The sequence below is a fragment of the Salarchaeum sp. III genome (assembly GCF_036418315.1).
Lineage (GTDB): Archaea > Halobacteriota > Halobacteria > Halobacteriales > Halobacteriaceae > Salarchaeum.
Genome location: NZ_JAZHPG010000025.1, coordinates 17629 through 31849 on the forward strand (window position 1 = coordinate 17629; position 14221 = coordinate 31849).

At 68.3% G+C, this 14221-nt stretch carries 19 protein-coding genes; 12 read left to right on the plus strand and 7 right to left on the minus strand.

All coding sequences use genetic code 11. The features are described from left to right. The first annotated feature begins 17 nt into the window (after positions 1–17). The 4 genes from hisB (at position 18) to U3A55_RS08535 (ending at position 3899) form a co-directional block, all read left to right on the plus strand. Complete coding sequence (gene hisB / locus U3A55_RS08520) at positions 18–605, plus strand: imidazoleglycerol-phosphate dehydratase HisB (protein ID WP_330991067.1); 588 nt, start codon at positions 18–20, stop codon at positions 603–605. Then, positions 606–1109 carry an amino acid-binding protein gene (locus U3A55_RS08525; protein WP_330991068.1) on the plus strand — a complete coding sequence of 168 codons (504 nt, stop codon included), beginning with the start codon at positions 606–608 and terminating at the stop codon, positions 1107–1109. Then, a complete protein-coding gene (locus U3A55_RS08530) occupies positions 1109–1729 on the plus strand; it encodes an IMPACT family protein (RefSeq protein WP_330991070.1) in 621 nt (206 codons plus the stop codon). The genes U3A55_RS08525 and U3A55_RS08530 overlap by 1 nt, the downstream gene beginning before the upstream one ends. Before the next feature lie 73 nt (positions 1730–1802). Then, on the plus strand, positions 1803–3899 hold the full coding sequence (locus U3A55_RS08535; protein WP_330991071.1) for a S9 family peptidase: 2097 nt from the start codon (positions 1803–1805) through the stop codon (positions 3897–3899). Positions 3900–3993: 94 nt separating this feature from the next. On the opposite strand, the gene U3A55_RS08540 is transcribed toward U3A55_RS08535, so the two are convergent. Genes U3A55_RS08540 through upp form a run of 4 tightly spaced genes read right to left on the minus strand, consistent with a single transcriptional unit; the run spans position 3994 to position 5692 of the window. Further along, positions 3994–4338, minus strand: coding sequence for a hypothetical protein (locus tag U3A55_RS08540; protein WP_330991072.1), 345 nt, complete (start codon positions 4336–4338; stop codon positions 3994–3996). A 30-nt stretch (positions 4339–4368) separates the two neighbouring features. Continuing rightward, positions 4369–4572: a DUF7569 family protein gene (locus U3A55_RS08545; protein WP_330991073.1), complete on the minus strand. Its 204-nt coding sequence runs from the start codon at positions 4570–4572 to the stop codon at positions 4369–4371. A gap of 39 nt (positions 4573–4611) precedes the next feature. Continuing rightward, positions 4612–4977 (minus strand): hypothetical protein, encoded by a 366-nt coding sequence (locus U3A55_RS08550; protein ID WP_330991074.1) that lies wholly within the window; start codon positions 4975–4977, stop codon positions 4612–4614. Positions 4978–5017: 40 nt separating this feature from the next. Then, positions 5018–5692 (minus strand): uracil phosphoribosyltransferase, encoded by a 675-nt coding sequence (upp, locus tag U3A55_RS08555; protein ID WP_330991075.1) that lies wholly within the window; start codon positions 5690–5692, stop codon positions 5018–5020. Positions 5693–6072: 380 nt separating this feature from the next. Here upp and U3A55_RS08560 point away from each other — a divergent pair, with 380 nt between their 5' ends. Both U3A55_RS08560 and U3A55_RS08565 read left to right on the plus strand, forming a co-directional pair. Then, on the plus strand, positions 6073–6750 hold the full coding sequence (locus U3A55_RS08560) for a DUF5828 family protein (RefSeq protein ID WP_330991077.1): 678 nt from the start codon (positions 6073–6075) through the stop codon (positions 6748–6750). Positions 6751–6787: 37 nt separating this feature from the next. Further along, on the plus strand, positions 6788–7945 hold the full coding sequence (locus U3A55_RS08565) for an inorganic phosphate transporter (protein ID WP_330991078.1): 1158 nt from the start codon (positions 6788–6790) through the stop codon (positions 7943–7945). Here U3A55_RS08565 and U3A55_RS08570 read toward each other — a convergent pair. Beyond that, positions 7942–9312 carry a CNNM domain-containing protein gene (locus U3A55_RS08570; protein ID WP_442978292.1) on the minus strand — a complete coding sequence of 457 codons (1371 nt, stop codon included), beginning with the start codon at positions 9310–9312 and terminating at the stop codon, positions 7942–7944. The two genes, U3A55_RS08565 and U3A55_RS08570, sit on opposite strands and share 4 nt — an antisense overlap. Positions 9313–9396: 84 nt before the next feature. Between U3A55_RS08570 and U3A55_RS08575 the strand changes: the two genes are divergently transcribed. From U3A55_RS08575 to U3A55_RS08585, 3 genes are read left to right on the plus strand one after another with little or no spacing between them, the layout of a single operon-like run. After that, the gene (locus U3A55_RS08575) at positions 9397–9687 is read left to right on the plus strand and encodes a glutaredoxin family protein (RefSeq protein WP_330991079.1); all 291 of its coding nucleotides are present in this window, start codon (positions 9397–9399) and stop codon (positions 9685–9687) included. Beyond that, positions 9687–10196 (plus strand): peroxiredoxin family protein, encoded by a 510-nt coding sequence (locus tag U3A55_RS08580; protein ID WP_330991080.1) that lies wholly within the window; start codon positions 9687–9689, stop codon positions 10194–10196. The genes U3A55_RS08575 and U3A55_RS08580 overlap by 1 nt, the downstream gene beginning before the upstream one ends. Next, the gene (locus U3A55_RS08585) at positions 10197–10778 is read left to right on the plus strand and encodes an L-threonylcarbamoyladenylate synthase (RefSeq protein ID WP_330991081.1); all 582 of its coding nucleotides are present in this window, start codon (positions 10197–10199) and stop codon (positions 10776–10778) included. On the opposite strand, the gene U3A55_RS08590 is transcribed toward U3A55_RS08585, so the two are convergent. Together U3A55_RS08590 and U3A55_RS08595 are read right to left on the minus strand one after the other, a co-directional pair. Continuing rightward, positions 10761–11408 carry a CRISPR-associated protein Cas4 gene (locus tag U3A55_RS08590; RefSeq protein WP_330991082.1) on the minus strand — a complete coding sequence of 216 codons (648 nt, stop codon included), beginning with the start codon at positions 11406–11408 and terminating at the stop codon, positions 10761–10763. The genes U3A55_RS08585 and U3A55_RS08590 overlap by 18 nt on opposite strands. Before the next feature lie 33 nt (positions 11409–11441). Further along, a complete protein-coding gene (locus U3A55_RS08595) occupies positions 11442–12038 on the minus strand; it encodes a conditioned medium-induced protein 4 (protein WP_330991083.1) in 597 nt (198 codons plus the stop codon). A gap of 111 nt (positions 12039–12149) precedes the next feature. Here U3A55_RS08595 and U3A55_RS08600 point away from each other — a divergent pair, with 111 nt between their 5' ends. The 3 genes from U3A55_RS08600 to U3A55_RS08610 are packed head-to-tail and all read left to right on the plus strand — an operon-like array spanning position 12150 to position 14154. Then, the gene (locus tag U3A55_RS08600; protein ID WP_330991084.1) at positions 12150–12731 is read left to right on the plus strand and encodes a biotin transporter BioY; all 582 of its coding nucleotides are present in this window, start codon (positions 12150–12152) and stop codon (positions 12729–12731) included. Then, positions 12731–13432: an energy-coupling factor ABC transporter ATP-binding protein gene (locus U3A55_RS08605; RefSeq protein ID WP_330991085.1), complete on the plus strand. Its 702-nt coding sequence runs from the start codon at positions 12731–12733 to the stop codon at positions 13430–13432. Before U3A55_RS08600 ends, U3A55_RS08605 begins: the two co-directional genes overlap by 1 nt. Continuing rightward, positions 13426–14154, plus strand: a complete 729-nt coding sequence (locus tag U3A55_RS08610; RefSeq protein WP_330991086.1) for an energy-coupling factor transporter transmembrane component T family protein — start codon at positions 13426–13428, stop codon at positions 14152–14154. The genes U3A55_RS08605 and U3A55_RS08610 overlap by 7 nt, the downstream gene beginning before the upstream one ends. Positions 14155–14221: the final 67 nt, after the last annotated feature.

Here is a 14221-nt window from a genome sequence, read left to right on the forward strand (position 1 = left end):
CCGGTAATAGAGGAGGTATGAGCGAGAGAAGCGCGAGCGTCGCACGCGCGACCGCCGAAACCGAAATCGAGGTCGCCCTCGACGTGGACGGAACCGGAGAGAGCGACGTCGAGACGGGAATCGGCTTCTTCGACCACATGCTGGAGTCGTTCGCGAAACACGGCCTGTTCGACCTCACGGTCTCCTGCGCGGGCGACCTCGACATCGACGACCACCACACCGTCGAGGACGTTGGTATCGTCCTCGGGCACGCGTTCGCGGACGCGCTCGGCGACAAATCGGGACTGGAGCGGTTCGCCGACCGCCGCGTCCCGCTCGACGAAGCCGTCGCGAGCGTCGTCCTCGACCTCTCCGGCCGCCCGCTCTACGAGTTCAGCGGCGAGTTCAGTCAGGCGTACGTGGGCGAGTTCACGAGCGTGATGGCGCGGCACTTCTTCCGGTCGTTCGCGACGAACGCGGGCGCGACCATCCACGTCGACATCGAGGGCGAGAACGCGCACCACGAGATAGAGGCCGCGTTCAAGGCCGTGGCGCGCGCGCTGGACGACGCGACGCGCGTGGACGACCGCCGGCAGGGCGTCGCGAGCACGAAAGGCCAGCTGTAGATGTTCGACGAGATACTCGAGAAGTTCGAGGGAAGCCCCGGCCAGCAGGCCGTCATCCGCCTCCTGCTCGAACGCGGCTTCTCCGTGAACGCGGAGGGCCGCGTCGTCTCCGGCGACATCGAGATTCCATACACGCAGATAGCGCAGGAGGCCGGCGTGGACAGGCGCGTGGTCGATTCCACGACGGACGCCATCCTCGCGGACGACGACCTCACGCGCATCTTCCGGAACATCAGTCAGATTCCGAGCCTGATGGACCTCGCGCCCGTCCTCGACCTCACGGTCATCACCATCGCCGTGAACGACGCCGACGAGTCAGGCATCGTCGCGCAGGTGACGAGTCTCGTCGCGGACTACGGCATCAGCATCCGCCAGACCATCAGCGAGGACCCCGAGTTCACGGACGAACCCCGTCTCTACCTCGTCACAGACGAAGACCTCCCCGGCGACCTCGTCACCGACCTGATGAACCTCGGCTTCGTGCGGTCCGTCGAACTGTCCTGATGTCGGAATCGTATCGAACCGTCGCGAACGCCGGACAGGCATCGTTCGAGGTGCGGGGCTCCGAGTTCATCGGCCACGTCCGACACGCCGCCACGACCGAGGACGCGGAGGCGTTCATCGACGCCGTGCGCGCGGAGTACGACGACGCGACCCACAACGTCCCCGCGTACCGCGTTCGAGTGGAGTCCGGCGGGCCGGGTACTGACTACATGCTGCGGGAGTACCAGAGCGACGACGGGGAGCCGTCGGGGTCGTCGGGAAAACCGGCGCTGAACGTCCTGCAGGGCGAGGAGCTGGAGAACGTCGTGGTCGTCGTCACGCGATATTACGGCGGGACGAACCTCGGCGTCGGCGGTCTCGTTCGGGCGTACTCGAAGGCCGTGAAGGACGCCGTCGCGGACGCGGGGACCGTGGAGGAGCGCCCGCAGGAGGCGTTCTCGGTGACGGTCGACTACGACGACTCCGGGACGGCGCGCGGCATCCTCGAATCCGCGAACTGCTCGTTCGATGCCGAGTACGGCGAAAACGTGGCGTTCGACGTGACCGTCGCAGCAGCGGACGCGGACGCGCTCCGCGACCGGCTTCGGGACGCGACGAGCGGTCGAGCGGACATCGAGTGACCGTGTGGGGACGCGCGGTCACCGCTCAGTTTCGAACCGAAATAGCCTTTGTGTCGGGTTGCCACCCGAACGTATGAATCGGATTCGTGCGAGCGAGCATCACGATATCGCGAAGCCGAGCGACCCCCGCGTCTCGCCGGACGGCGACCGCGTGGCGTTCGTGCGGCGCATCCCCGAGGACGACGAGTCCTACGACAGCACCGTCCACGTAGTGCCTGTGGGCGGCGGGGAGCCGCGGCAGTTCACGACGGGCGAGGGCGCGGACTCCCAGCCGCGGTGGTCGCCGTCCGGCGACCGCCTCGCGTTCGTCAGCACGCGCGGCGGGGACGACGACCGCCCCCAGTTGTGGATTCTGCCCACGAGCGGCGGCGAAGCGCGGCGGGTGACGGACGTACCGGGCGGCGTCTCGAACCCGGAGTGGAGTCCGGACGGCGAGCGCCTCCTGTTCACGCAGTCGGTCACCCCCACCGAGCGCGAGGACGGAATCGACCTCGAACTCCCCGACGAGGAGTACGAGCGCGAACCGCCCGACCCCCGCGTCATCGACCGGCACATCTACCGCGCCGGCGCGCGCTACATCGACAACGCCCGCAACCACGTCTACGTCCTCGACGCCGACACCGATGAGTTAGAGCGCGTCACGGACGGCGACTTCGACCACGTCTCCGCGACCTGGGGCGACTCTACTACCGTCTACTTCGGCGTGAAGCGCGGCGCGGAACCGGACGATTCGATGACGTTCGACGTTGACGCGTACGACATCGACGCTGGGACGGCGGAGACCGTGACGGAGGTGACGGGCTGGATGCCGATGCTCGCCGCCACGCCGGAGACGCTCGCGTACACGTGGACGCCGCTGGAGAACGCGTCGATGCGGCAGTCCGAAATCGACGTGCTCGACCTCGAAACGGGCGACGCGGAGACCGTCACGGACGGTCTCGACCGCACCGTGAGCGCGCTCGGGCTGGAGTTCCGGAAGGACTCGCTGTACTTCGCGACGCCCGACGAGGGCCGGGTCGTGCTGCGACGAACGACGGAGACCGGCGTCGAGACGGTGCTCGACACCGGTGGCCACATCGACGGCTTCTCCGTCTCGACGGACGCGGTGGCGTTCACGCAGTCCGAATGGGACCACCCCGGCGACGTGTTCGCCGCGACGCCCGGCGGCGCCGAGGAGGTCCGCCTCACCCGATTGAACAGCGACTACCTCGACGACCGCGCGGTCTCCGAACCCGAGGAAGTGTGGTTCGAGAACGGCGAGGGCGACAGTACTGACCCGTCTGCCGAACCGGGCCATACCAATACTGACCCGTCTGCCGAACCGGGCCATACCAAGATCCAGGGCTGGGTGCTCACCCCGCCGGACTTCGACCCCGACGAGACCTATCCGCTCGCGGTGGAGATTCACGGCGGCCCGCACGCGATGTGGAGCACCGCGGGCACGATGTGGCACGAGTTCCAGACGCTCGCCGCCGCGGGCTACGTCGTCTTCTGGTCGAACCCCCGCGGCTCGACGGGCTACGGCGAGGAGTTCGCGACCGCCATCGAACGCGACTGGGGTGACGTGACAATGACGGACGTGATGGCCGGCACGCGCGCCGTCGCGGACCGCGAGTACGTCGACGAGGACGACACGTTCGTCACCGGCGGCTCGTTCGGCGGGTACATGACCGGCTGGATCGTCGGCCACACCCAGTACTTCGACGGCGCGGTCGCCCAGCGCGGCGTCTACGACCTCTCCTCGTTCTACGGCTCCACGGACGCGTTCAAGCTCGTGGAGGGCGACTTCGGCACGACGCCCTGGGAGGAACCAGACTTCCTCTGGGAGCAGAGTCCAGTGGCGTACGCGGACCAGGTGGAGACGCCGACGCTCGTGGTGCACGCGGACAACGACTTCCGCGTCCCCGTGAACAACGGCGAGATGTTCTACCTCTTCATGAAGAAGAACGGCGTCGACACCCGCCTCGTCCGGTATCCGCGGGAGGGCCACGAACTCTCCCGGTCGGGCGAACCCGGGCACGTCGTCGACCGACTGGAGCGCCTCGTCCGGTGGTTCGACGGCTACTCCGCGCACAGCGACGCCGAGCGCGCGCTCGACCGCCCCGAGAACAACGGCCTGAGCGCGGGTAGCGAGGCGGACGGAACGGACGGTACGGACACCGAGAAGTAAAGAGGAGTACGGAGCCGTCCGGGGGTCGGCTTCGTTCGGAACATTCACGAGAAAAACGCACGACTACGGTGGGGTTCGAGGTGAAGGAAAGGGGTTAGGCGACGTGGATGGCGGCGAGCGTCGCGCCGGCGATGACGAACCCACCGATGAAGAACGCGCGAATCGCGACGATGCGCGGCGAGGTGCGGTTCCACTCGTCGTGCTCGTGGAGGTCCCGCCACGCCGTCATCGGGTTACGCCCCATCGCCTTCGCGTTCTCGATGTGGTCGTCCGCGCCGCTCGTCAACACGAGCGAGACGCACGCGAACGCGAACGCCAGTGCGAGCGCGACGTTTCCGGGCGGAAACTCCTGATACGCGGCGACGCCGACCGCTATCGCGACGACGAGGCCGGGGACGAGGACGCCGTAGAGTGCGACGATGCGAATCAGTCGTTTCATACACGCGCCGACGTATCCGCGATAGGTAACTTAGTCGACGATGATGTTCTCGTCGTCCACGGTGGTCGTCTCCTCGGGCTGCATCTCCGCCTCGTAGCGGTCGATCCAGTCCGCGAAGCACGTCGGGCAGAGCCGCTGTTGGTCAATCTGGGAGCGGTCGACGGTGACGCGGACCGTGCGAGCGAGAGCGTCCGATACGTCGTCCCCGCAGTGGTCGCAGGAGTCCTCCGACATACGTACCGCATACACGCCGAGGTATAAAGAACTGCGGCGTCAGAAGCCGTACGCCACCCCGAACGTCCAGAGGAGGCCCGCGACGGAGAACACGAGAATCTGTCGTGCGATACGCTGGCGCTCCTCGGGGTTCATGCGGTCGCGCGCCTCGATGTCAGGGCCGTCGTCGCCACCGCGCGCGAACGACGCGAGACGCTTCCAGAGCGAGTCCGGGAGGTCGCGCTCGCGCTCCGTCTTCGTCTCGACCACGGAGAGCGCGTAGAGGAGAAGCGCCAGCAGCGGCAATGTGAGCACGATGAGCGCGAAATCGGGCGCGACGCCGACCAGCATCGCGCCGCCGTAGACGACGGCGACGACCAGGAGCGGCAGGCCGACGGCGAGCACGAACAGCACGACCGGAGTCATACGTGGCGACTCTCGTGAACGACGTTGGGCGTTACGGTCCCTACTTCGTGCGGAACGCGCGGTCACCGGCGTCGCCGAGTCCGGGGATGATGTAGCCCTCCTCGTTGAGGTGGTCGTCGATGCTGACCGTGAGGAGGTCCGCCTCGGGGAAGCCGTCCTGGACGCGCAGCAGGCCGTCCGGCGCGGACACCGCCGAGAGCACGAAGAGGTTCTCCGGCTCCGCCTGCCCCTCCAGCACGGTTTCGAGGACGGTGCACATCGTGGACCCCGTCGCGAGCATCGGGTCCGCGACGATGACCGTGTCCTCCTCCTTGATTTCGGGGAGTTTCACGTAGTCCACGGTGATTGGGAAGGTGCCGTCCTCGCGCTGCCCGGACTCGTCGCGGCCCGCGCTGATGACGCCCTGCTTCGCGCGCGGGAACGCCTTCAACAGCCCCTCGACGAACGGCGTGGCCGCCCGCAGCACGTTGATGATGACCACGTCGTCCAGGCCCTTCACGCGCTCGCCCGTCGTCGGCGCGAGCGGCGTCTCCAGTTCCACGTACTCGGTCTCCATCACGCCGTCGATGACCTCGTACCCGCAGATGCGGCCGAGCTTCACCAGGCCCTTTCGGAATCCGACCTGCTCCGTCGATTCGTCCCGAATCCGGGAGAGCGTGTCCTTCGCGAGCGCGTGCGTGATGACGTGCGCGTTCTCGCGGTCCTCGATTGGCATACCGGAAAAACGGGCCGGGGATTGCGTTAAGGTGTCGGTTACGTGGCGTCGGAGACGCCACGAACGAGGCGAACGCGGAGTGTAGCGACGCGTGAGCACGCGCGGCGCTACGCGTTCGAGAATCGGCTTCCGATTCTCGTATCCCGACAGAACCGTCCCGCGGTTCTGCGGACGCCGCGGAACACGTGAGCGGGGAACAGGCGGAACGACAGTTCCCCGAACGCGCGAACGTTCACGAGACGCGCCGCGTCTCGTGAGCCAACCAGAACGCAACGCGTTCTGGTGACGGCGAAACGGGAGAGGGCGACGAAAGAGGTCGTGTGAATCGTTCGCAGCGGTAACACGTAAGGCGGCGGGCGTCGTAGGCGGTTCAAACCGCGATGGAAGAGAGTATCTCCGGGTTCAAGGTTCGGGGGGACTGGGGCGATATCGTCGAGCACGGTGAGCGCGTGACGCACGCGTTCCGGGAGGCGGGCGTCGATTCGGACGCGCTGGCGGCGTGGGACGAGTGGCGGCCGAAGGCGCACGAGCGGATCGACGAGGAGGTGTCGGAGAAGACGGCCGAGCAGGCGAGCGTCGGCGAGGGGGAGGGCGAGCGCGCGGGAAAGTCCCCGGACGACGACCTCGGGAGTGCGGGCGAGCGCCTCACGGAGTCCTACGAGAAGCTAGGGGACGACGACGTGGACGGCGCGGTGTCGAAGTGGCAGGACTCTATCGACTACGTGGCGCGCGCGGCGGACACGGCGGGCCGGAAAGCGCTGCGGACCATCGAGAACACGGTGTACCGGAAGGTGATGACGCAGATCGCGCCCTACTACTTCGACAACGATCTCGTGAGCGCGAACATCCGGTACGTGCGCTCCCAGGAGGAGTTCGTGTTCGAGGTGAACGTGAACGACGACGACCTGAAGGACGCGGTGCGCGAGTACCTCGAATCGTACAAGGAGGACGTCGAGCGCTGGCACGTGGACACGGAGAAGGATGTGGAGGCAGTCGCGGCGGCGGAGGGCGTGGACCTCCCGGAGACGGACGCGGACACGAACCCGACGACGAACTAAGCGACACCCTCAAGCGTCACCCTCCACACGGGAGCGTATGGCAGGTCTCGCGATTCTGGTCATCGCCGCCATAGCGAGCCTCTTCATGGCGTGGGCTATCGGCGCGGGGTCGTCCGGGTCGACACCGTTCGCGCCCGCGGTCGGCGCGAACGCGATTCCCGTGATGCGCGCGGGGTTCCTCGTCGGTATTCTCGGGCTCGCAGGCGCCGTCCTCCAGGGTGCGAACGTGAGCGAAGCGGTCGGACAGGACCTCATCATCGGTCAGTCACTCTCCCCGACAGCGGCGGTCATCGCACTCACTATCGCCGCGGTGCTCGTCGCTATCGGCGTGTTCGCGGGCTACCCCATCGCCACCGCGTTCACCGTCACGGGCGCGGTGGTGGGGACGGGCCTCGCGATGGGGGGCGCGCCCGCGTGGGCGAAGTACCAGCAGATAGTGGCGCTCTGGGTGCTCGTGCCGTTCGTCGGCGGCGGCATCGCGTACGCCACCGCGCGGGCGCTCCGCCGCCTCGACCGCGACCGCGTCGTCATTCCCGTTCTCGGCGGCGTCGTCGGCGTCATCGTCGCGAACGTGAAGTTCGTGTTCCTCGGGCCGAGCGGCGTGAGCCGGTCGCTCTCCGGCGCCGTTACGCCCGGAATTCCGGGACGCGTGGCGGTGACGCTCGGCGTCGCCGCGCTCGTCGCGCTCGTCCTCTATCGCGAAATCGACCGCGACCCCGCGCGCGGCCAGCGCCGGTTCCTCCTCGCGCTCGGCAGCCTCGTCGCGTTCAGCGCCGGCGGTAGCCAGGTCGGCTTGGCCGTCGGTCCGCTCCTCCCGCTCGTCGGCGAGGACATCCCCCTCACGTACGTGCTCGTCGGCGGCGGCATCGGATTGCTCGCCGGGTCGTGGACGGGCGCACCCCGAATGATAAAAGCGCTCAGTCAGGACTACTCCAGCCTCGGGCCGCGGCGGTCGATCGCGGCACTCATCCCGAGTTTCGCCATCGCACAGGCCGCTGTGTTCTTCGGCATCCCCGTCTCGTTCAACGAGATAATCGTCTCCGCCATCATCGGTAGCGGGTACGCCGCGGCGGGTGCAGGCGGCGGCGTGAGTACGCGAAAAATGGTGTTCACCGCGCTGGCGTGGGTCGGGTCGCTCGCGATCGCGCTCGGCGCGAGCTACGGCGCGTACGTCGCCGTCGACGCGGTTCTCTAAGGCTCGGATTCGTTCTCGGCCTCGAGCGACTCGGCGTCCTCAACGGGTTCTTCGACCCGTGAGACGCGCGCCTTCATGATGCGGGTGTTCTCCACCGTCTCCGCGCGGAGTTCGACGCCGTCGTACTCGAACGTCTCACCCTCCTCCACGAGCCGGCCCGCCCGGTTGAAGATGAAGCCCGCGATGGTTTCGAACTCCTCGCCCTCGGGGAGGTCGATGTCGAGCGCGTCGTTCACCTCGTCGATGTTCACCTCGCCGTGCACCACCACCGAATCGTCGTCGACGAACGTCACGGGCTTCTCCTCTTCGCCTTCCAGAATTTCGCCGACAATCTCCTCGATGAGGTCCTCGGTCGTGATGAGTCCCTCCGTGGTGCCGAACTCGTCGAGGACCACGACCATCCCGACGCGCTCGTCCTGCATCTCCTGCAGGAGTTCGTCGACGTTCTTCGACTCCGGAACGTGCAGCGTCGGTTCGAGGAGGTCGGAGAGCGAGACTTCGTCACCCTCACCGTAGACGTGTTCACGGACGAGGTCGCGGAGCGCGACGACACCGATAACGTTGTCCAGACTGCCCTCGTAGATCGGGAGTCGTTCGTGGCCGGACTGCACGCACGTCTGGATGGCTTCGTCGATCGGCGCGTCCTTCGGCACCGCGTCCACGTCGAGCCGGGGCGTCATCACTTCCTTCGCGATAGTGTTGTTGAACCGGAAGATGCGCTGGAGCATCTCGCGTTCTTCCTCCTCGATGACGCCCTCGCGCTCCCCGGTCTTGATCATCTGTTGAATCTCGTCCCGGGAGACGTACGAGGTTTCGATAGCGGCGCGCCCGCCCGTAACGCGGTTCACGACCCGCGTGAGGTAGTCGAACAGTACGACGAGCGGGTAGAGGACGCGTTCCGAGAGCTTGAGGAACGGCGCAACCCGGAGCGACCACGACTCCGTGTTCTCGACCGCGTACGACTTCGGCCCGGACTCGCCGAACAGGAGGACGAGCGCGGTGACGCCGAACGTCGAAACGAGCACTGCAACCGCGGAGTTCGTGACGTACATTCCCACGAGCGCGGTGGCGAGGGAGGACATCGCGATGTTCACGAGGTTGTTCCCGACGAGAATCGTCACCAGGAGGCGGTGCGGGTCCTCTTTGAGGGACGCCACGGCCTCCGCACCGGGAACGCCCTCCTCGCGGAGCGCGTCGATGCGGTGGCGAGCGATGGAGAACAACGCAATCTCCGAGGACGAGAAGAACGCCGAGAGCGCCATCAGGATGACTATCGCGACGGCGCCAAGCGCGGCGTACGTATCGGTCCCGAGCGTCACGCCGAACACCAGCGGTGTCAGTACCGGAGACAAACCCACAATAATCATGGATTTCGTCCCCGTCCGATTAAACGTTACCCCCTGCGTGCCGCGGGCAACACGTTTACGCCGGGTTCGACCGAACACTCGACCATGAGCGCGAGCGAAGCAACGCCGAAACCGGAGAGCGCGGACGCCGACATCCTGCTCTATCGACTGCAGGCGTGTCCGTTCTGCGAGCGCGTCGTGAACAAACTCGACGAGTACGGCCTCGACTACCACTCGCGGTTCGTCGAACCCCTGCACTCGGAGCGCGACGCCGTGAAGCGCGTCGTCGGCGCGCGCACCGTCCCCGCCATCATCGACGACAACACGGGCGTCGCGATGGCCGAGTCCGGGAACATCGTCCAGTACCTCGACCGGACGTACGGGGGTGAGAACTGATGGACTTCGACGTCGTCGACCTCCCCGACGCGGACCACGTGACCGAGGGCGAGCACGCGCCGAACTTCACGCGCCCGCTCGTGAACGACGAGTACTGGGAGGACGCCTCGCTCACGGACCTCCTCGACGAGTCGCCGGTGGTGCTCGTGTTCCACTCGATGGACGGCGCGTTCCCGGCCACGTACGCGTGGCAGGAACTCGCGGAGCGCGAGTTCGAGCAGTACGGCGTGCAGGTCGTTGGCCTCTCTATCTCGTCGCCGTACGAGCACAAGCGCACCATCGCGGAGCGCGGCATCGAGCAGTACGAGCTGTTCAGCGACCCCGCGAACGACGTGGCGCGCAAGTACGGCATCGAGCACGACCTCGACGGCATGGCCGGCATCGAGGAACCACGGCCGGCGGTGTACGTCATCGACGAGGACCGGACCGTGGCGTACGCGTGGGTCGCGGAGGAGTGGCCGGAGTTCCCGGACTACGACGAAATCGAGGCCGCGGTCGACGACCTGTAGATGTCGCTCGCGGACGCCACCACCGCCATCGAGCACGGCGAACTCGTCGTCTACCCGACCGACACCGTCTATGGTCTCGCCGGCGACGCGCTCGACCCGGAGGCGATAGAGCGCGTGTTCGCGGCGAAGGCTCGGGATCGCTCGAAACCGCTGTCGATGGGCGTCGGGAGCGTGGACGACGCGCTCGACCACGTGGACGCGAGCGAGCGCGAGGAGGCGTTCATGCGCGAATTCCTCCCGGGCGCGGTGACGGTGGTCTGCGAGAAGCGCGACCACGTCCCGGACGCGCTCACCGGCGGGAAACCGACGGTGGGCGTTCGCGTGCCCGACCACGCGCTCGCGCTCGACTTCCTCGACGCCGCGGGGCCGGTGACGGCGACGAGCGCGAACCGGAGCGGCCGCTCGAACGCCCGCCGCGTCACCGACCTCAACCCCGAGATACGGGACGCCGCCAGCGTGGTCCTTGACGGCGGGGAGACGCCGGGCGGGGAGAGCACCGTCGTCGACGCGGACGCGGGCGTGATTCACCGCCGTGGCCAGAACGCCGACCGAATCGAGCGCTGGCTACAGGAGCGAGCGTAGGCTCCGCGTCTTCGTCCCGCACTCCGCGCGGTAGTCGCAGCTCCCGCAGCGCGCGGTGTCGCGGAGGCGGGGCGGCGGGCCGTCCAATCCCTCGACGGCGCGGAGCGTGCGGCGGTAGAGCGCGCGATTCCCCGCAGTGAGTCTGACTTCCCGGACGACGCCGTGACGGGGGTACTCGACGAGCGCCGAGTCGACGGGCGTGCGTTCGCGCCACGCGAGCGCGAGCGCCGCCGCGACCGCCCGCACCCGCTGTGGCTCCCACACGCCGCTGTCCGCGGGGTCGCCGGGCGAGACGAGCACGGGCCGGAGGGGGTCGTACCCGATTTTCTGGACCGTGCCGCGGCAGTCGCGTCCTTCGACGAGCACGTCGCTCTCGGGCGGGTCGGTGAGGGTCTGCCAGCAGTCGCGTTCGCTAAGCGCGCGGAGCCGCCGTCGGTAGGCTTCGGGGTCGACCGCGAGGTCGAACGTCCGAAGGGCGGTGTCGGACGCGACGAGGAGGTCGGGGTACCGGCCAGCGAGACTGTGCGCGCGCTCCGCTGCGGCCGGCAGTCCGTCGGGCGGGTCGCGCTGTCGATAGTAGAGCTGGCGCGGACAGTACGCCGCCGTCGCCAGCGCGCTGAAGGTGGGCACGCCACCCGCTGGCCGCGCCTTCCTACTTGAACTCTATAACGAGACGTCCATCTCCTGGCCTTCGGTGGCCTCGTCGAGGCCGTCCTCCTGCACGCTCTCGGTGAGGGGGTCGGTGAGTTCGCGGTCGGTGAGAATGGCGTCGAACTCGTCGCGGTAGCGGTCGTTGACGCGCCGGATGTCGCGGCGGGTGGTGAGGACGCGGCGGTAGCGGCGGACGGTGCTGGCGCTGACGTCGAGGGCGTCGGCGGCGTCGACGAGGGTGTCGTGGTCGTCGAGCGCCGATTCGAGCGCGTCGAACTCGAAGGGTGCGTCGAGGTCGGTGTCGGCGAGGAGGTGGAGGTCGAGGCGGGCCCGAGCGACGGTTTCGGGAGTCGTGTCGAGGTCGCGGGCGATGGCGGCGTCGGCTTCGTCGGCGTAGAACCCGCGGACGACGCGGACGTACTCGTCCGTGGCGAGGTCTGTGGTGAAGTCGAGAGCGTCCTGCATGTGGGCGACGGTGTCGCGGAGGCGGTCGTCCACCTCGTCGTCGGACGCGAGAGTGCCGTGGGTCTCCGTCTGGGTCTCGGTGACCGTGTCCTCCTCGGTGACGTCGAGGAAGATGTCGCGGAGTTCCTCGGTCTTCTCGTTCATGATGGTCAAAGAGCACGTCCCGCTCCATTAAAGGCTTGTTGGGCGTTCTCACGCCCTGAGAAGTACTCGTAAACCAGTAGTTTGAACACGGTTGACGGAAGGCGTGTGGGTATGAGTACGAACCACGAATCGGTCGACCTGGTCGGCGACCAGGTCGTCGGCAACCTCGCTCGCGCGGCGCTGTTCGCGGCGCTCACCGGCGTGTTCGCCTACGTCTCCTTCCAGCTTCCCGTGTCGAGCGTGCCGTTCACGCTCCAGGTCCTCGGCGTGTTCCTCGCGGGCGCGTTCCTCGGACCGGTCTGGGGGTTCGCGGCGATGGCGCTGTACGTCGTCGCGGGCGCGGTCGGCGTCCCCGTCTACGCGTACGGCGCGAGCGGGCTCGGACAGCTGTTCGGACAGTGGGGCGGCTACCTCTGGAGCTATCCGCTCGCCGCCGCCGTCGTCGGGTACGCCGCGCACGGAGCGGGCGGCCTCCGCGACCTCGACGCCATCTCACTCCCCCGATTGGTCGCCGGACTGGCCGTCGCCACCGTCCTCATCTACGCGTTCGGCACCGTCTTCTTCGCGTACGTCGGGAACGTCGGACTGGTGGAGGCCGCGCTCACCGCCGCCGTCCCGTTCGTCCCCGCGGAACTCCTCAAGATGGGCGCGACCCTGGCCGCGGTCCGCGCCGACGACATCACCGCTGCCTGATGATTTCCGTCGACTCGCTCGTCCACGAGTACGCGGAGACGCGAGCGCTCGACGGCGTGAGCCTCGACATCGCGGACGGCGAGTTCGTCGTCGTCGCCGGTGCGAACGGCAGCGGGAAGACCACGCTCGTCCGGCACTTCAACGGCCTGCTCGAACCGGACGCGGGCGACGTGCAGGTGAACGGAACACCCGTCGCGGACGACCTCGTCGCGGCGCGAGCGAGCGTCGGGATGGTGTTCCAGGACCCCCGCGACCAGTTCGTCGCCGGCACGGTCCGGGAGGACGTGGCGTTCGGCCCGGAGAACCTCGGCCTCGCGCGCGAGGAAATCGAGGAGCGGGTGGACGCGGCGCTCGCCGCGGTGAACATGGCGGGCCGGGGTGACGCACTATTGAGCCGGCTCTCGGGCGGCGAGCAGGAGCGCGTCGCCATCGCGGGCGTGCTGGCGATGCGGCCCGACCACGTCGTGCTCGACGAACCCTTTACCGGCCTCGACCAGCCGGCGCGGGAGAGCGTGCTCGACCGCCTCGACGCCCTCCACGACGCCGGGACGAGCCTCGTCGTCGTGACGCACGACCTCCGGGACGTGTTCGAGCGCGCGGACCGCGTCTGCCTCCTCGCGGACGGACAGGTGCTCGCGGACGGGCCGCCGATGGAGGTGCGCGAGCGACTTCCCGACGCCAGTGTGCGCGACCCGTGCTGACGCACGAACCCGGCGACTCGCTCGGCCACCGCCTCGACCCCCGGTCGAAGCTCGCGCTCCAGGCCGGGTTCGCCGCCGCCGCGTTCGCCCACACGACACGCAGGGGGTTGCTCGTGCTCTCCGCGCTCGCGGTCGTCGCGACGCTCGCGTGCGGGCTTTCCCCCCGCGCGGCGCTCCGCGAGTACCTCGCCGTCCTCCCCTTCCTCGTGCTCGCGCCCCTGATTCAGGCGCTCACGTGGGGCGCGCCCTGGCTAGTGCTCGGGGACGCCGTCCAGCCGGCGCTCGCGTCGTGGCGGACGCTCCTCCTCCTCCTGCTCGCCGCCGCCTACGTCCACACCACGCCCGTCTCGGAGTCCCGGGCCGCGGTCGCGTGGCTCGTTCCCGGACGAGTCGGGCGGTTGCTCGGCGTCGGCGTCGGCCTCGTCTTCCGCTTCCTCCCGCTCCTCCAGCGCGACGTGCGGCGGCTCCGGGACGCCTCGCGCGCCCGACTCGGCGACCAGCGCAGCGTCCGCGACCGCGTGCGACTCGTCGGCGTCGGCGGCCTCCGGCGCGCCCTCCAGCGCGCCGACCGCCTCGCGCTCGCCCTCCGCGCGCGCTGTCTCTCCTACAACCCCACGCCACCGCCGCTGGCGTTCGCCCCACGCGACTGGCTCGCCGTCGCGTGCGCCCTCGTGTTCGCCGCGAGCGCGTACGCTGACGCGCTCACCACGGCCCTCCCGTGACGATTACAAGTGGTAGACAGAACGCACAACCAGCCTCCCATCGTTAGCCGTTGTGACAACCTTTAAG